The organism is Halothiobacillus diazotrophicus, from assembly GCF_001663815.1.
In the GTDB taxonomy this organism is placed as follows: domain Bacteria; phylum Pseudomonadota; class Gammaproteobacteria; order Halothiobacillales; family Halothiobacillaceae; genus Halothiobacillus; species Halothiobacillus diazotrophicus.
This window is the reverse complement of the sequence record NZ_CP016027.1, coordinates 628,693-646,021: the sequence shown is the minus strand read 5'-3', so window position 1 is coordinate 646,021 and position 17,329 is coordinate 628,693. Positions and strand designations below refer to the sequence as shown.

17 protein-coding genes are annotated in these 17,329 nt (G+C 59.9%); 4 read left to right on the top strand and 13 right to left on the bottom strand.

Features of this window, described 5'->3' with window-relative positions; translation table 11 throughout:
* Positions 1-10 precede the first annotated feature (10 nt).
* Both leuD and leuC read right to left on the bottom strand, forming a co-directional pair.
* Entirely contained in the window at positions 11-655 is a 645-nt protein-coding gene (gene leuD / locus A9404_RS02960; RefSeq protein WP_066098524.1) for a 3-isopropylmalate dehydratase small subunit, read from the bottom strand.
* A gap of 15 nt (positions 656-670) precedes the next feature.
* Complete coding sequence (leuC, locus tag A9404_RS02955) at positions 671-2,074, bottom strand: 3-isopropylmalate dehydratase large subunit (RefSeq protein ID WP_066098521.1); 1,404 nt, start codon at positions 2,072-2,074, stop codon at positions 671-673.
* Between the two features lie 197 nt (positions 2,075-2,271).
* On the opposite strand from leuC, the gene A9404_RS02950 reads away from it, so the two are divergent.
* On the top strand, positions 2,272-3,165 hold the full coding sequence (locus A9404_RS02950; protein WP_082922685.1) for a LysR family transcriptional regulator: 894 nt from the start codon (positions 2,272-2,274) through the stop codon (positions 3,163-3,165).
* Between the two features lie 13 nt (positions 3,166-3,178).
* On the opposite strand, the gene arsJ is transcribed toward A9404_RS02950, so the two are convergent.
* The 7 genes from arsJ to thiD form a co-directional block, all read right to left on the bottom strand.
* Positions 3,179-4,375 (bottom strand): organoarsenical effux MFS transporter ArsJ, encoded by a 1,197-nt coding sequence (gene arsJ / locus A9404_RS02945; RefSeq protein ID WP_066098520.1) that lies wholly within the window; start codon positions 4,373-4,375, stop codon positions 3,179-3,181.
* A gap of 25 nt (positions 4,376-4,400) precedes the next feature.
* Positions 4,401-5,414, bottom strand: coding sequence for an ArsJ-associated glyceraldehyde-3-phosphate dehydrogenase (locus A9404_RS02940; RefSeq protein ID WP_066098518.1), 1,014 nt, complete (start codon positions 5,412-5,414; stop codon positions 4,401-4,403).
* 43 nt (positions 5,415-5,457) lie between these two features.
* Positions 5,458-6,378 (bottom strand): metalloregulator ArsR/SmtB family transcription factor, encoded by a 921-nt coding sequence (locus tag A9404_RS13075; RefSeq protein ID WP_082922684.1) that lies wholly within the window; start codon positions 6,376-6,378, stop codon positions 5,458-5,460.
* Between the two features lie 399 nt (positions 6,379-6,777).
* The gene (gene gloA / locus A9404_RS02930) at positions 6,778-7,179 is read right to left on the bottom strand and encodes a lactoylglutathione lyase (RefSeq protein WP_066098515.1); all 402 of its coding nucleotides are present in this window, start codon (positions 7,177-7,179) and stop codon (positions 6,778-6,780) included.
* A gap of 115 nt (positions 7,180-7,294) precedes the next feature.
* On the bottom strand, positions 7,295-8,482 hold the full coding sequence (locus A9404_RS02925; protein ID WP_066098511.1) for an O-succinylhomoserine sulfhydrylase: 1,188 nt from the start codon (positions 8,480-8,482) through the stop codon (positions 7,295-7,297).
* On the bottom strand, positions 8,479-8,847 hold the full coding sequence (locus tag A9404_RS02920; protein WP_066098508.1) for a YqcC family protein: 369 nt from the start codon (positions 8,845-8,847) through the stop codon (positions 8,479-8,481). Before A9404_RS02920 ends, A9404_RS02925 begins: the two co-directional genes overlap by 4 nt.
* 23 nt (positions 8,848-8,870) lie before the next feature.
* Positions 8,871-9,731 (bottom strand): bifunctional hydroxymethylpyrimidine kinase/phosphomethylpyrimidine kinase, encoded by an 861-nt coding sequence (thiD, locus tag A9404_RS02915; RefSeq protein ID WP_066098505.1) that lies wholly within the window; start codon positions 9,729-9,731, stop codon positions 8,871-8,873.
* Between the two features lie 111 nt (positions 9,732-9,842).
* Between thiD and A9404_RS02910 the strand changes: the two genes are divergently transcribed.
* Positions 9,843-11,261 carry a YihY/virulence factor BrkB family protein gene (locus A9404_RS02910; protein WP_066098502.1) on the top strand — a complete coding sequence of 473 codons (1,419 nt, stop codon included), beginning with the start codon at positions 9,843-9,845 and terminating at the stop codon, positions 11,259-11,261.
* Here A9404_RS02910 and A9404_RS02905 read toward each other — a convergent pair.
* Together A9404_RS02905 and A9404_RS02900 are read right to left on the bottom strand one after the other, a co-directional pair.
* A complete protein-coding gene (locus A9404_RS02905; RefSeq protein WP_066098500.1) occupies positions 11,245-11,874 on the bottom strand; it encodes a cob(I)yrinic acid a,c-diamide adenosyltransferase in 630 nt (209 codons plus the stop codon). The genes A9404_RS02910 and A9404_RS02905 overlap by 17 nt on opposite strands.
* A gap of 15 nt (positions 11,875-11,889) precedes the next feature.
* Positions 11,890-12,426: a hypothetical protein gene (locus A9404_RS02900; RefSeq protein WP_156521213.1), complete on the bottom strand. Its 537-nt coding sequence runs from the start codon at positions 12,424-12,426 to the stop codon at positions 11,890-11,892.
* Positions 12,427-12,616: 190 nt separating this feature from the next.
* Between A9404_RS02900 and nth the strand changes: the two genes are divergently transcribed.
* Positions 12,617-13,306: an endonuclease III gene (nth, locus tag A9404_RS02895; protein WP_066098498.1), complete on the top strand. Its 690-nt coding sequence runs from the start codon at positions 12,617-12,619 to the stop codon at positions 13,304-13,306.
* Positions 13,299-13,733: a DUF1841 family protein gene (locus A9404_RS02890; RefSeq protein ID WP_066098496.1), complete on the top strand. Its 435-nt coding sequence runs from the start codon at positions 13,299-13,301 to the stop codon at positions 13,731-13,733. The genes nth and A9404_RS02890 overlap by 8 nt, the downstream gene beginning before the upstream one ends.
* Positions 13,734-13,810: 77 nt before the next feature.
* Here A9404_RS02890 and A9404_RS02885 read toward each other — a convergent pair whose 3' ends face one another.
* A complete protein-coding gene (locus A9404_RS02885; RefSeq protein ID WP_066098494.1) occupies positions 13,811-15,523 on the bottom strand; it encodes a thiamine pyrophosphate-dependent enzyme in 1,713 nt (570 codons plus the stop codon).
* Between the two features lie 44 nt (positions 15,524-15,567).
* On the bottom strand, positions 15,568-17,238 hold the full coding sequence (locus A9404_RS02880) for an FMN-binding glutamate synthase family protein (RefSeq protein ID WP_066098493.1): 1,671 nt from the start codon (positions 17,236-17,238) through the stop codon (positions 15,568-15,570).
* Positions 17,239-17,329: the final 91 nt, after the last annotated feature.

The window sequence follows — 17,329 nt, the reverse complement described above, 5'->3', positions numbered from 1 at the left end:
AGTCCGCGATTCAGCGGTCGAGAAACAACCAGGGCGTGACCTGGCGACGTTGGGTTTCGTAGGCGCGAATGGCGTCTGCATGCTTCAGCGTCAGATCGATGTCGTCGGCACCCTCGATGAGGCACTGCTTGCGGAACGCGTCGACGTCAAAGGGAATCGGATCGCCGTCCGGGCGCAGAATCTGCTGATTTTCCAGATCGATGGTCAGACGGTAACCGGGTTCCTTGGCGATTGCCTTGAAAAGATCGTCGACTGTTTTCTCTGGCAAAACAATAGGTAAAAGACCTGTCTTGAAGCTATTGTTAAAGAAAATGTCGGCAAAGGACGGTGCGATGACGGCGCGGAACCCGAAATCGGTCAACGCCCAGACGGCGTGTTCCCGGGAGGAGCCGCAGCCGAAATTCTGGCGCGCAAGCAGGATGGTCGCCTGGTCGAAAGGCGGCTGATTCAGCACGAAATCGGGATTCTTCCGTCGCTTCGAATGATCCATGCCGGGTTCGCCCGGTTCCAGATAGCGCCAGTCGTCGAATGCGTTCGGACCGAAGCCGCTGCGCTTGATGGATTTGAGATACTGCTTGGGGATGATGGCATCGGTGTCGACGTTGGCCCGATCGAGGGGCGCGACGATGCCGGTGTGCTGGGTAAATGCTTGCATGTTCTGGCTCCCGAGTTAGAAATGACGGACGTCGACGAAATGACCGGCGATGGCCGCCGCCGCTGCCATGGCGGGGCTGACCAGGTGCGTACGACTGCCCTGCCCCTGGCGCCCTTCGAAATTCCGGTTGCTGGTCGAGGCGCAGCGCTCGCCGGGTTCCAGGCGGTCGGCATTCATCGCCAGGCACATGGAACAGCCGGGTTCGCGCCATTCGAAGCCGGCATCCAGGAAAATCTTGTCCAGACCTTCCGCTTCCGCCTGCTCGCGGACCAGGCCCGAGCCGGGCACGATCATGGCGAGTCGGACATTGTCGGCCACCTTGCGGCCTTCGATGACTGCAGCTGCCGCGCGCAGATCCTCGATCCGGGCATTGGTGCAGGAACCGATGAACACCTTGTCGATGGCAATGTCCGCGATGGGGGTGTCGGCCTTGAGGCCCATGTAGGCGAGCGCCTTGCGCATGCCGTCCGCCTTGACCGGGTCGGATTCCTGATCGGGGTTCGGCACCTTGTCGGTGACGGGAACGACCATTTCCGGCGACGTGCCCCAACTGACCTGCGGCTGGATCTCGGCGGCGTCCAGCGTGATCACGCGATCGAAACGCGCATCGGGATCGGATTTGAGCGTGCGCCAGTAGGCCGCCGCCTGTTCGAAGAGTTCGCCCTGCGGCGCGAACGGACGGCCGCGGAAGTACTCGATGGTCTTCTCGTCCACGGCGACCATGCCGGCCCGGGCACCGCCTTCGATGGTCATATTGCAGACGGTCATCCGGCCTTCGATGGAGAGACTTTCGATGGCGCTACCGGCGAATTCGATCGCGTAGCCGGTGCCGCCGGCCGTGCCGATATGGCCGATGATCGCGAGTACGACGTCCTTGGCGGTCACGCCCTTGCCGAGTTCGCCTTCCACGCGGATCTGCATGGTCTTGGCTGGTTTCTGCAGCAGGGTCTGGGTGGCCATGACGTGTTCGACTTCGGAAGTGCCGATGCCGAAGGCCAGCGCGCCGAATGCGCCGTGGGTCGACGTGTGGGAATCCCCGCAGACGATCGTGGTGCCCGGCAGGGTGAAGCCCTCCTCCGGACCGATGACGTGCACGATGCCCTGGCGCTTGTCGTTCATCGTGAATTCCTGGATGCCGAATTCACGGCAGTTGTTGTCCAGGGTCTCGACCTGTTCGCGAGAAACGAGATCATCAATGCCACGCAAGCGATTGGTTGTCGGGACATTATGATCGGGGACGGCCAGCATCGCCCCGGTGCGCCAGGGTTTGCGACCAGCCATCCGCAGTCCTTCGAACGCCTGCGGGCTGGTCACTTCGTGGACAAGGTGGCGATCGATATAGAGCAGCACCGTCCCATCGTCCTGGCGGCGCACCACATGCGCATCCCAGATCTTTTCGTAGAGCGATTTACCGGCCATGGGTATCTCCTGAGTTTCTTCGCAGTCTGAATTTGTCGATTGACACCATAGCGACATTTATCTAAAACCAAAAATAGAATGTTTTCATATTTCCTATTCCTTTGGGGAATGTGTTTCGGTCTGCGCGTTGTGCAAGAAACGCTGGGTCAAATTTGGCGGACGCTCTGGAAAAATGTCCGATTCAAGAGGCAGAGAGAATGATCGATCCCACACACGTGGATAGTGCGCAGATATTGGCGTTTCTGGCCGTGGCCGAGCAGGGTTCGTTTTCACAGGCGGCCCGGGTTCTGCATATCACGCAGCCGGCAGTCAGCAAACGGATCGCCCAGCTCGAGGAACAGGTGGGCGCGCCGTTGTTCGATCGACTTGCTCGGCGGGTGGATCTCTCCGAATGGGGCGAGCGGCTCATGCCGGCCGCCCTGCAATATCGTCAAGCCCTTGAGGAAATCGCAAGCACGACGCTGGGTACGGGCGTGGACCTGACGGGGCGGCTGCGTATAGCCCTGAGCCACTATGCCGGGCTGCATGTCCTTCCGGAAACCTTGTCCCGTTTCAATCAAAGCTATCCCAATGTTCTGATGGACCTGAAGTTTCTCAATTCTGAGGAAGCCCTGATGGCTGTGGTGCAAGGTACGGTGATGCTGGCCTACGGCACCTTGGGCGATACGGCTCATCCGGTGGTTCAGAGCCCCCTGTGGGAGGAGCGTCTGCAGCCGATGGTCGCCCACCGGCACATTCTGGGTCAGCAACCGGATCTGACGGTACTCAGGCGATTGGCCGCCCGTTTGCCAGCCATACTGCCCGCGGCACATACGACGACACGCCAGACGGTGGAACACTGGCTACATCAGGCCGGGATCGCGCCCTTGGCCGTGATCGAGGTCAATCAGCTGGATTCCATTGCGCTGCTCGTCGAGACCGGTATCGGTTGGAGCGTGCTGCCGGAAACCCTCATGCTGCCGGGACTGACCCGAATTGCCCGTGGGCAGGGGCCGGCGTTCCCGGAGCGGCGGCTTGGTCTGATCGTCCACCGGGATCGCACGGTGAGTCGGGCGGCACGGGCATTCATGGACTGCGTCCAGAATGCCTGAGCCTGCCTGCCGATCAGAGCGGATGGGCCGCCAGGTTCCGTTTCATGCCCCAGGTGAATCCGGCTGCCGTCAGGATGAATGCCGCCGAGATCAGCAGGCAGCCCTCGATTCCGATGGTCTGGTAGGCGTAGCCGGAAAGCACGGTGCCCAGCAGTCGGCCGCCTGCATTGGCGGCATAGTAAAACCCGACGTTCATGGACGCCTTGTCCGCCGGCGAGAATTTCAGGATGAGGTATGAGTGCATGGCGGAATTCACCGCAAACACCGCACCGAAAACCGCAAGGCCCAGGGTCAGCACCCAGCCAGGCTCGACATGGAACCTCAGACCCAGCCAGATCAGCACGGGCGTGCTGGCCAGCAGGCTGATCCAGAGCATGGCGGCTCCGGGTCCGACGGGGCGGCGCGAATTCCGCAGCAGTCCTGGCGCACTGGCCTGGACGATGCCGTAACCGATGACCCAGACCGCGAGGTAGCCGCCGACCCATTCGAAATCCCAGCCGATCGACACGAGATACACGGGCAAGGCCACCACGAACCAGACATCGCGTGCACCGAACAGGAACAACCTTGCCGCAGAGAGCCAGTTGATGGCCGCTTGCTGGGACAGCATGGCCGAAAACCCCGGCTTCTTTTTCATGGCGCCCAACCCTTCCGGCAGGCGCAGGGTGGCCAGCAAGCCCACGATCAGCAGTGCGGCCAGTGTCACATTGGCCCAGCGAAATCCGATCCAGGCCAGCAGTGCGGCGCCGACGAAGAACCCCAGGCCCTTCAGGGCGTTCTTGGAGCCCGTGATCCAGGCCACCCATTTGAAGAGCTGGTCGTCTGCGGCGCCTGCCACGAGTTTCACACCCGCCTTGGCGGACATCTTGTTCAGGTCCTTCGCGATACCGGAAAGCGCCTGGGCGCTCATGACATAGAACACGGTCAACCAGTCGCCCGGGGCCGTCAGCATCAGCAGAGCGAAGATCTGCAAGGCCGTGCCTACCTGCATGGTGCGATTGAGACCGATTCGGGCACCCAGCCAACCACCCACGAAGTTCGTCACGATGCCGAAAACCTCGTAGAAGATGAACAGCATGGCGATGGCGAACGGCGAATACCCCAACTGGTAGAAATGCAGGACCACCAGCATGCGGATGGCGCCGTCCGTGATGGTGAAGGCCCAGTAGTTCCCGGTGATGATGAGGTAATTGCGCAGTGCGGCGGTCATACTGATCCCTACCCTATTCGCAGGTTTAGTTCGCGTGGGCGACCTTGCTGGCAAGTTCGACGAGGCGGTTCGCATATCCCCATTCGTTGTCGTACCAGGCGAGGACTTTCACGAGGTTGTCGTCGATGATCATGGTGGATAGCGCATCGACGATGGACGAGCGCGCATCGTTGACGAAATCGATCGAGACCAGCGGCCGGGTTTCGTACCCGAGGATGGTCGGCATGCGTTCCGAGGCTGCGCGAAGCAGGACGTTGACCTCCTCGGCCGAGGTGGATCGTGCCGGTACGAAGACGAAATCCGTCAGCGAAGCATTCAGCAACGGCACGCGCACCGCCAGGCCATTCAGCTTGCCGTTCATTTCGGGGAAGATTTCGCCGATGGCCTTGGCGGAACCGGTCGTCGTCGGCGAGAGGGACATGGAGGAAGCCCGCGCGCGCCGCCAGTCCTTGTCGCCCTTGTCGACGACCTGCTGGGTATTGGTGAGATCGTGCAGGGTCGTCATGGTACCGCGTACGATGCCAAGACCTTCATGCATGGCCTTAACAACGGGCGCCAGGCAATTGGTCGTACAGGATGCGGCCGTGACCACCTTGTGCACGTTCGGATCGAAACGATGGTCGTTGACGCCCATCACGACATTCAGCACATCGGCATGCTTGACCGGTGCCGCGACCACGACGCGCTGGGCGCCCTGAACCAGGTGCGGGGTGATCTGATCGAAGCTGCGCCAGACGCCGGTCGCTTCGATCACAAGCTCCACGCCCCAGGCGGCCCAATCCAGATCGCTGATGGCCTTGTGGCGGGTGAAACCGATCTCCTGACCGTTGATCGTGATGCAGTCTTCGGTGGCGGAAATGTCCTGCGACCAGCGTCCATGCACGGAGTCGAACTCGGTCAGGTGCGCCATGCAGGCGGCATCGGCCGCGATTTCGTTGATGTGGACGATCTGAAGGTCCAGTTCGGGGCGGTCGAAGATGGCGCGGAGTGCCAGACGTCCCATTCGGCCGAAGCCATTGATACCGATGCGTGTTGTCATGACTATTATTTAACCTGCTGATTGGAAATTGGTTTTGTGGTGATTACTGATTCATCAGGCCGATCGCGGTGACCTCGTCGCGCCAATGCAATTTCTCGATGGCATAGTCCGGTAGCTGCGTCAGGAGTCGAATCCGCGGTTCGAGCGCACGGGCTGCGGCGATGAAAAAATCCGTACCGTTCTGATCGGGGTGTTCGGCCGCCAGCCGGGCCGGATCGGTGACCCCCCAATGTGCCGTAATGGGACGACCGGGCCACGCCGGGCATGCCTCGTTGAGCAGGGTGTCGCACACGGTGATGACCATATCCATTTTGGGGGCTTCGGGTGCCAGAAAGGTCGACCAGTGCTTGGAATACAACCCTTCGCTTGGCAATCCGAGCTTTTCGAGGGCAACCAGCGTCAGGGGGTGAATTTCACTACCCTCGGTTTTCTGGCCCGCAGAAAACGCCCTGAATCGCCCTGCCCCCCAGCGATTCAGCAGGGCTTCAGCCAGAATCGATCGCGCACTGTTGGCCACGCAGAGAAACAGCACATTGACGATCTTGCCGGATTCCGATTTTTGGATTTCCGGCGGCAGGTCCTGAGCCGTGGTGCCACAGAGTAGTGCTGCGTTCGTTCGGTATATCTGGTCTGCACGTTGGAGCGTGCTCCGTCCTTCCGCGCTCAATGACCAGCTCATGCGTGACAGTCGGATCACCTGCCTTACCCACAGAGGTAGATCCGGATTGATGTCGTAGATGTTCCATGTGCCCTGACGTGTGATGCGCAACCATTCATCCTGCAACAAGACGGCGAGATGTCGCGAGATGGTCGACTGTGGCCGATTCAGCAATTCCTGCAGATGGCACACGCAGAGGCGGGGTTCGGAATCGAGCAGCATCAGAATCCGCAGGCGGGTTTCATCCGAGAGTGCGGAAAAAAGGTGCTCGGGGTTCGCATGCAATTCGGGAATATTCATCATCATTACATTCGCCAAACCGGATATAAGGCGGCAACTTTATCCGAAAATGATGACGACGGTGTGAATTTCCGTGGAAATGCGCCTGTCTGAGGCGTGGATGAGCCGTAAGACCAACGGAGACCGAGCGGGTTTGCCGTGTGTGACCGGCCAAATGTAACAGGAAGTTTACTTATCAACAGAATCTGTGGATAAGTGCGGGTATAACCTGCTGCGCAGCTTGCGCAATCAAGCGTTTATCGGGGCTGTGCATTTTTTAACCAATGGACGTTCGTCACTGGAATGCTATTTAAAACAATACGATGGCGTTGGTTTTTGGATTTGAGGTGATCTTTGTTTTGTAGTCAAGGCCCCAAATCCGAATGAGACGGCACTGTGTGGACAATTGCCGTCTGTCAAGGGATTTTAGTCAGGATTTCCGACGGATTTCTTCCCGATCAGTTCGATGGCGTAGCCATCCGGATCGGCGATGAAGGCAATGATGGTGCTTCCCGCATTCATCGGACCGGCCTCGCGCAGAATTTTGCCGCCTTGAGCCTTGATTCGATCCGTTGCGGCATAAACATCGTCCACTTCCAGAGCGATGTGACCGTAAGCTGTGCCCAGGTCGTACGACGAAACACCCCAGTTGTAGGTCAGTTCCAGAACGGTGTTTTCGGATTCGTCGCCATAACCCAGAAATGCCAGTGTGAACTCACCCGCCGGATAGTCGTTCTGGCGAAGCAACTTCATGCCCAGAATTTCCGTGTAGAACTTGATCGAAGCCTGCAGATCGCCGACCCGCAGCATGGTATGAAGAAATCGCATTCACGTGCTCCTGATTGAATTGGGTTGTTGTATGGGGTTGTCAACACGGTGAGGGATTGGGTTCATCACCGTCATTCGCCGCAACGCCATGGGTCTTGTTGGGTTTTGTTGGGGCCTAGCCATCCAGGCCGCGACGCAAATCGCGGATGATGTCGATGGGATCCTCAAGCCCGATGGCAAGGCGGACCAAACCCTCACTGATTCCGGCCTCGGCCCGTTGTTCCGGTGTGAGACGTCCGTGCGTCGTGCTGGCCGGATGGGTGATGGTCGTTTTGGCATCACCAAGGTTAGCCGTAATCGACAGCATTTGCGTGGCATTGATCAATGACCAGGCGGCCGGTTTGCCGCCTTCGAGTTCAAAGGAGACGATGGCCCCGGGACCGGATTGTTGCTTTGCGATGATTTCTGCCTGCGGGTGGGTGGACAGACCGGGGAAGTACACCTTGGTCACTTTGGGGTGGTTAACCAGGAATTCGGCGACCGCCTGGGCATGGGCGCAATGGGCCTGCATGCGCAGATCGAGCGTTTCCAGCCCCTTGGCGAAAATCCAGGCATTGAAGGGCGACATGGTGGGACCGCAGGTCCGCAGGAATCCGCGCACTTCCTCGCCGACCTGAGCCTTGTTGCCCACCACGGCACCCCCGATCGCCCTGCCCTGGCCATCCAGGAATTTCGTGGCCGAATGGATGACGATATCCGCACCCAGTGCCAGCGGTTGCTGCAGGATGGGCGTGCAGAAGCAGTTGTCGACAATCAGGCCCGCGCCGTGTCGGTGGGCTAGGTCGGATAGACGGGCGATATCCACGACCTCGGTCAGTGGATTGGACGGGCTTTCGACGAAGACCCACCGGGTTTCGTCCGTGATGGCAGCTTCCCACTGCGCCCAGTCCGTCAGATCGACCCAGCGCACCTTGAGACCGAATTTCGCCAGGTACTTGTTGAACAGCACGGACGTGGTGCCGAAAACCTGGCGTGCCACCACGACCTCGTCGCCGGCAGCGCACAGCGCCATGAAGGTGCTCAGGATCGCCGCCATGCCGGAACCGGTTGCCACGCAGGATTCTCCGCCCTCGAGAGCAGCCAGGCGCTCTTCGAAAACCCGGGTGGTCGGATTGGTGAATCGCGCATAGATGTTGCCGGGCTCCGCCCCGGAAAAACGTGCAGCGGCCTGCTCGGCAGAGTCGAACACGAAACTTGAGGTCGTGAAGATCGGCTCGCCATGCTCGTGTTCGTTGGTGGGTTGATGGCCCACGCGAATCGTCCGCGTCTTGGGTTGCCACTCGGGGTCGTAGGGTCGGTTCATGGGATACCTGTCTCCTGGATCTGAAAATAGCGATTGGCGACGACGTCGAATTCCACCAGCAGCGCCAGCAGCGCGTCGGTGTCGTGTTCCTGCATTTCGGCGAATCGATACTCCGCCAATGGGGCGATGGCGCAGGCCGCCGGCAGGGTGACGCGATCATGAACGGCCTGAGTCATGCGCGGCAGGAAAACCCAACGTAACCATTCATGGAAGGTCATGGTGTCGAAACAGAAGGGGGCAGTGCTCCTGAAGGCGCTGATCGCGGGCTGCGGCGTGTCCAGACCCGCCGTAATCAGGCCGTGTTCGATCGCCCGCAATCGTTCCAGCAATTCTGCCGTAGATGGTTTCTCAGCCTCGGGATGCATGGGTATTCCTCGTTCCGTTCGGTTCAATGGATACGGGGTGTCGGCACGGGCTCCCCGGTGCCCTCCTCTTCTGAATCCGCCCAGAACAGACGATGCGGTATCCATTGCCCGCGACCAATCTGTGCCGCGTGATACAGGGCTTGATTGGTGTATTCCTGGGCTTCGTGGATGGCATTGACGTAATCCGCGTTGCTGGCCTGGGCGATCAGGCCGGCGATAGCCGAGGCCAGCGTGCAGCCGGATCCGTGGAATTCTCCCGGCAGCCGTTCGTAGACGTAACGCCGGGGCGGCAGATTGCCGAAAAACAGCCAGTTTTCCACCTCGACGCCGGGTTCGTCGCCACCCTTGAGCAACACGAACTCCGGCCCCAGGTTCAGGAGGGCCTGTCCCCGTTCTTCGCTGGTTTCCGCAGGTTGCCCCGCCAGGGTGGTCAGTGCGCGGGATTCCAGTGCGTTTGGCGTCAGAACGGTCGTCAGTGGCAGGAGAAGATTCACGATGGCCTTGGCGACGGATTCGTTGCCGAGCAGTCCGCCCCCGCCGGCGACCAAAACGGGATCCAGTACGACAGGGATTTCCGGGTAGTCCACGAGGATGCTGTGGATGACCTCCACCAGCGCGACGCTACCGATCATGCCGATCTTGATGCAGGCAACGGGCATGTCCTCAAGGATGGCGCGGGCCTGCTCGATGACGAGACTGGGATCGGTCGGTACGAAGCGTTTCACGTTGGTCGTATCCTGCACGGTCAATGCCGTGATGACCGTGGCGGGGTGGACGCCCTGACTGATGATGGCTTCGATATCCGCCTGAACGCCGGCACCGCCGCTTGGGTCGTGGCCTGAAAACACCAGTACGACAGGGACAGTTATTTCGGGATTACTCATAGCGCACCATCGGTTGATTTCGTTTGATTCATTCGTAAAAGTAGATCGTGGCCGATTCAATAGGTCGTAGACTCTATCTCATCGGGAAGATCGCGGACATAGGGAACATTCATGCAAAGAACACGAATCCTGGCGCTTTGGGCAGATTTGCAACAATGGATTTGGCAGGGCAAGCCGGATCGAATCGGCCTGCGCTGGTTGCAACGACTCTGCCGCGTCGTTCTCTATGTTACCCGAGACGTGGTCAAGGGGGATCTGCAACTCAATGCCATGAGTTTATCGTACACGACGCTACTTTCGCTCGTGCCCCTGCTCGCGGTCAGTTTTTCGGTGCTCAAGGCGTTCGGCTCCGATCGGGTCATCGAACCCTTCCTACATGCCATTCTGGAGCCACTGGGCAATTCCGCCCCGGAACTCACCGCACGAATTCTCGAGTTCGTGAGTAATATCAAGGTCGGCGTACTGGGTGCGGTCGGTATCGCAATGCTGTTTTATATCGTGATCGCGCTGATGCAGAAAATCGAGCGTGTATTCAATGGCATCTGGCGGGTTCATCAGCTCAGGGACCTGTCGACCCGCTTATTCATGTACCTGTCCGTGCTGATGGTCGGGCCCGTCTTCGTGCTGGCGGCAATGGGGCTGACGGCCACCCTCCTTTCCAACAGCCTGACCCACGAATTGCTGCACATCACGCCGATACGCGGCGTGTTCTCCGTCGTGACCTGGTTTGTCCCGGTACTGATGTGGATCGGCGTGTTCACATTCATCTACACCTTCATTCCGAATACGCGCGTTCGACCGACAGCGGCTTTGGCGGGTGGTGTCGTCGCAGCGATCACCTGGAACGGCATCGGTCTGGCCTTCGGCAGTCTTATTGCCTCATCGACCCAATATACGGCCATCTACTCGGCATTTGCCTCGCTGGTCCTGTTCATGGTCTGGCTGCAGGTGGCCTGGATGATCGTGTTGCTGGGCGCCAGCGTATCCCATGCTTGGCAAAATGCGGATCACCTCTCCGCGCACCGCATCAGTCGGTTGGGACAGGCAGATCGGTTGGCCGTCGCCGCGCTGGAAAGCCTGTCGGTGATCGTCCATCGGTTTGTACAGGGTCGAGAGCCGCCATCCAACGATGACATCAAGCTCGAATTGTTGAACCGATTGTCGCTGGATCCGGAAATCACGGATTTGGCACTGAATCGGTTGGCAACGGCTTCCCTGATCCGGTCTGTGCAGGAAGACGGCGCCTGCTGGCTGCCTGCCCGACCAGCGAATCAGCTCAGTCTAGCTTCGGTGCGCATCGCCTTGTTCGGACATCCGGATGGCTGGCATCCCGCTTATCAGCCCATCACGCGGGCTTGGCTGCGCCTGGAAAACGCGTACATCGAAGAGCGTCTGGCGAGCACTTCTTTTGACGTCAATATGGATAACGCGGATGTGGCCTCGTCAACCGTCTCGCATCCCGATTCAGAAGCGGATGCGGATGCACCGATCGGCGCTTCCGGTAAAACCGGCATTACGCTGTCGGACTGACCTTCTTTCGCCAGTACACCACGCTGTTCTCCCAGAGACCCAATAGCCGTGCCAGTACGAAAAGCGCATCCGACAGGCGATTCAGATACACGGCGACGGGTACGATGAGGTCGGCCTCCGAATCCGCCGAGGATTCGACGAGGTGCCAGACAGTACGTTCAGCGCGCCGGATCGTGACCCGAACGACGTGGGCCTGCGCGAGGCTGGGTGAACCACCCGGCAATATGAATTCCTTCAGGGGGGGCAAGTCGGTGTTAGCCTGCCGAATCCATTCCTCAAGCTGCTCCAGGGACGGCAATTGCATGGGCGTGGCCATGCTGCCCATGGCGAGGTAGCCCCCCAGGTCGAAGAGCGCATGTTGTTGATCGGCCAGGAACGGGTCGAGTTTCGTAAAACCTTCGTTGGCTACCGGATGCTGGTCAATGACCGCACGCAACAGTCCGATCTGCGCATTGCACTCGTCGATGTCACCGAGTGCCTGCATGCGTGGATGCGTCTTGCTGAGGCGCGAGCCATCGGCGAGACCGCTGGTACCGGCATCGCCCGTCCGGGTGACGATCCGTGACAGGCGGTTCTTCCCGGTGTGCGGGTGCTTATCGTCAGGCTCGGACAACTTCAGGCTGCCCGATCAGGAGGCCAGGGGCGCGTCGTGGGAGGTCGGCACGTCGGTCGGGTGATTGATCTGCCGGCCACGCAGTGCATGGATCGCATAGACCCACATGGCAACCACGCCGTAGAACAGGCCCGCAACCACACCCATGTCGACGATGCCGCGCCAAGGCTGCGGCAGCCAGTGAACGGCCACGATCAGCACGATGATGCCGCTCGTCACGGACATGGCGACGATTCGGCGCTTCTTGGTGGCATGAATGAAACCCATGCAATACAGGGGAGCCAGCAGCACATGCCACCAGACGGGATTGTTCGCGAGGTGGGCTGCACGCGCCACAACCCGGGGAGAAAAGCCTTTCTGGAAGCCCTTGAACCCCTCGCCGTACAGCATGAAGATCATCCAGAAAACGAAAAAGACGGTTTCGTACCAATGCCAAGGCTCAACGGTTGCACCCATGGCAAACGGATAGACCCGGTACACTGCCCAGGCGAGTAGTGCCGTAATCCCGAGCACACCCCAAAGTGCGCCCACTCTTCCCATCATCTTTTCCATGCTCTTACCACGCTAATCAGTTCAAAACGTAAAATCGGATCGATACGGTATGCCCGGGTGCGCTGGAATTAAGGCTAACATGTACCAGCCGTTCAGCACTGCTCGGCGGACCCACCGAATTCAACCCTGACTTTCCTAGGGATTGCTTGGGAACCGATTAGTTCCGCTAAGAATCCACGATGAACCCTCAATGAACAAAAATACCCGTCTCGAGTTTTTCCGGCGGCTCTCCGCCCAACGGCCCGAACCGAAGACCGAACTGCTGTACGACAGCGGCTTCGAATTGCTGGTCGCAGTCATGCTCTCCGCACAATCCACGGATGTGGCCGTCAACAAGGTGACCCGAAATCTCTACCCGGTCGCCAATACGCCCGCGGGAATCCTTGCGCTCGGAGAGGACGCCCTTGCGTCGTATTTGCGTACCTTGGGATTATATCGGGCAAAAACCAAGAATGTACTGGCCACGTGCCGGATTCTGCTTGAAAGTCATGCGGGGGAAGTGCCCGAAGACCGTGACGCCCTCGAGTCCTTGCCGGGCGTCGGACGAAAAACTGCCAACGTGGTGCTCAATACCCTCTTCAGGCATCCCGTGATGGCGGTGGATACCCACATCTTCCGCGTGGCGAATCGAACTGGCTTGGCGCCGGGTAAAAACGTGCTGGCAGTCGAGCATCAGCTGATGAAATTCGTTCCCAAGGCCTACCTCATCGATGCCCATCACTGGCTGATCCTGCATGGCCGTTATACCTGCAAGGCCCGAAAACCCGATTGCGGCGCCTGCATCGTGTGCGATCTGTGCGATTATCGAGAAAAGTCCGAGCCCTGCAATCCCGAATTTACCGGCAAATACGCCAAGACGGAGTTTACCGCCGATGTATAGCAACGATCGCCGACAGATGCGCCAACCGTTTCTGGATGCCTGGCGAAAGACCCGTGATCGCCTGCCGATGACCGGAATCGAACTGAAAATCTCCGAGGTGATCGTCCAGCATCCCGAATACCACGACCTGCTCGATCATCCCGATCAGGCCCTGGAGCGCGATTGGCTGCCGGAACAGGGGGAGGTGAATCCGTTCCTGCATATGGGGTTCCATCTGTCGATACGGGAAATGGTCGGCATCGATCAGCCCGGTGGCATTCGTCCGCTGTATGAGCGTCTATGCCTCCAGTATGGCGATCCATTGGCGGCCGAGCATGCCATGATGGATTGTCTGAGCGAGGCGATCTGGCGCGCCCAGCGAGACAACCTGCCGCCGGACGGGGCGGCGCTACTGACGTGCATTCAGGGCTTAGTGCGCGGTAAATAGTCGGTTGCTATGACCCGTTCGTTGTCGGGTGCCATTCTGCGTCACGGCGACCTTGCGCATCGATGAACGCGATGCGTTCAACGCAGAAAATTGTCCTTCAGCAAATCCTCGACCTCGTCCGCCCGTCCCGTCAGCAGGGCCTTCAGGCCGAAGAGCGCGGTCGAAGTCACCTGCTGTGCCGTCACGGAGGGCGGCATGACGAGTTCCATGCGACTCACGCGAACATCCAGCAAGGCAGGTCCCTCGTGGGCCAGCCAACGGCCCATGGCCGCCTCCAGGGCATCGGCACGCTCGACCCGCTCACCAAACAGCCCACAGGCGCGCGCCATGGCGCCGAAATCCGGGTTTACGAGGTCTGTATAGCAATCGAGTTGACCTTCGATGCGCTGCTCCATCTCCACGAATCCCAGCGATCCATTGTTGAAGACCAGCACCTTGACTGGTACGGATTCCTGAACGAGGGTCAGGAGATCGCCCATCAGCATGGTCAGGCCGCCATCGCCACTCAGGGCGATGACCTGTCGATCCGGATAGGCCTCGGCAATCCCCAGTGCCTGAGGAAAGGCATTGGCCATCGTGCCGTGCAGCAGGCTCGTCAGAAAGGCTCGTTTGCCGTTGGCGCGGAGGTGACGCAGTAGCCAGACCATGGGTGATCCGCCATCCGCCGTGAAGGCGGCATCGTCGGCGGCCAGGCGATCCAGCGTTTGCGCCACATACTGCGGATGGATCAGAGTGGGGTCCGGTTCGTCACCACGGGATTGCGCCTTGCGCTGATCCTCGACATAGCGGCTCTGCGCAGCGTTCAGATGAGCATCGTCGTCGCGCGGATCGATCATGGGCAGCAAGGCATCTATGGTAGCGGCCACATCGCCCACCAGGCCGAGATCGACCGGTGCGCGGCGGCCTAGATGGGTGGCATCGATATCCAGTTGCACGATCTTCGCCTGGTCGGGATAGAACTGCGTGTAGGCGAAATCGGTACCCAGGCACAGCAGCAGGTCCGCCTCCTGGATGGCGTGATAGCCGGCACGATTGCCGAGAATGCCGTTCATGCCGGCATCGTAGGGGTTGTCGTAACTCAGGAACTCCTTGGCTCGGGTCGTGTGGACGACCGGCGCCTTGAGTTTCTCGGCCAGTGCGACCACCTGGTCGTGCGCGCCCCGACAACCGATGCCGCCGTAGATCGTGATTCGGGATGCCGAGGTGATCAGGTCGACCAGTGCACGTAGCTCGCTTTCCGCCGGCAGCTGACACGGCGTGGGTCGGTGCACGCGCCAGGGCAGTTCGTCCTTCGTCTTTTCCTTGAACATGTCGCCGTTGACGATCACCACGGCCACCCCGCGTCGGTTCAGTGCCGCCTGAGCGGCCTGGGCGGTGATTCGTCGGGCCTGTTCCGGGTGGGAAATGTATTCGCAGAAGACCGAACACTGCTCGTAGAGCTTCTTCTGGTCGACTTCCTGAGGAAAACCGAGTCCCTGCTCACTACGATCGATATTCGACGCAATGAGCACGACCGGCGCGCCATTGCGGTGGCTTTCGAAGATGCCGTTCAGAAAATGCAGGCTGCCGGGTCCGGTGGTGCCCGCACAGAGACTGAGTTCACCGGTCAGATAGGATTCACCGCCGGCGGCCAGCGCGCCGACCTCTTCGTGACGGACATGCACCCAGGTCAGTTCTGATCGACGAACGGCGTCGGTGAAGTGGTTGATCGTATCGCCGACGATGCCGTAGCAGCGTTGGGCGCCGGCCTGGACGAGCGTGTCGACGATGACTTCCGAGACCGTACTCATGGGCCATACCTCCTCATGCGTCAATAGGGATTTCGGGAAGGGAATCAGTGGCGGGGTGCGCGGTTGCGAACGAGATCCAGGTCTATTGCCGGCGCGAAACTGCCCGGGTCGGCAGCGGCCCACCAGTGGGCATAGGGCGTGTCCTCCGGCGCATCGATGAGGGCGTTTTCCGGGACGAATTGCCAGACCCGGTCCACTGGACGGGACTGCTGCGCGTTGATGCGGTGAAAAACGTGATGAGGCTGAAGATCGCCAGGATGGCGCAACCCGGCGGCTGCCGTCATTTCGGCGAGGGCTTCGAGGGTCTTGGCGTGAAAGTTGGCGGCCCGTTGCGATTGCACGTCGACCACCAGGCCATGCTGCCGTCGTGGGTCCTGTGTGGTGATGCCGGTGGGACAGGTCCCCGTGTGGCATCGTTGTGCCTGAATGCACCCTATGGAGAACATGAAGGCACGGGCCGCATTGCACCAGTCCGCACCAATCGCCAGGCACTCAGCCAATCCGACGGCCGAATAGATCTTGCCGCTGGCGCCGAGCCGGATCTTGTCGTGAAGACCGGTCCCAACCAGCGCATTACGCACGACCACGAGTCCATCCTGCAGGGGCATCCCCATGTGGTTCGAAAGTTCGAGCGGGGCGGCACCCGTCCCGCCTTCCGCCCCGTCCACGACGATGAAATCGAGCAGGATGCCGGTCTTGAGCATCGCCTTCATGATGGCCATGACTTCATGGATCTGACCGACGCAGAGTTTGATGCCGACCGGTTTACCACCGGACAGCTCACGCATGGACGCGGCGAATTCGACGAGTTCGATCGGAGTCGAGAACGCCGAATGGCCGCGTGGCGACAGGCAGTCCTCTCCCACCGGTACCCGGCGAGTTTCTGCGATTTCCTTGGTCACCTTGGCTGCCGGCAGTAGCCCCCCATGACCGGGTTTTGCCCCCTGGCTCAATTTGATTTCGGTCATTTTGACCTGATCGATTCGGGCCTGCTCGCGGAACAGTTCCGGATCGAAATTCCCGGATTCATCACGGCACCCGAAATAGCCCGAGCCAATCTCCCAGACAAGATCGCCGCCATGTTTGCGGTGATAAGGGCTGATTCCGCCCTCCCCCGTATCCTGATAGAACCCTCCGATGGCCGCGCCCTTGTTGAGCGCCTCGACGGCCGCTGCTGACAGGGCGCCGAAGCTCATGGCGGAAATATTCAAGACAGAGGCGGCGTACGGGTGCCGGCACTGGTCCGTGCCGATCCGGACTCGAGGATCCTGTTCCGTGTCTTTGGCCGGCGAAATGGAGTGCGACAACCAATAATATTCATCGGCGTGAACATCCCGCTGGGTGCCGAACGGATGCACGTCCGAGGTGCCATCGGCCCGGGCGTGAATCAGCCGACGGGCCTCGTAGCTGTAAGGTTTGCCCTCTTCGTCGCCTTCGACGATGTAGGCGCGCAAATACGGGCGCAAATCGAAGAACAGCCAGCGGATACGGGCGGCCACCGGGTAATTGCGGGTAATTGTCCATTGCCGCTGGGTGGCGTCGTATGCGCCCAGCGCCAATAGGGGCAGCGTGACCATCAGGCCCAGTAGCCACCAGGGCTCGAAGAGAGCCAGCAGCACGCAGACGAATGTGATGAACAGGGCGGCAACCGGAATGATGGCTCGCTTGAGCCCGTCCATGCCGGAATACGCCCGCAATGAAGGGATAAGGTTCATGCGGTGTACTCTTGGTCGTCCAGTGGGGATGCGCTGCGACTCCCTTGCGATTAGCGGGTGATTCGCAACACCTTCACTGAAAGCCTAGAAC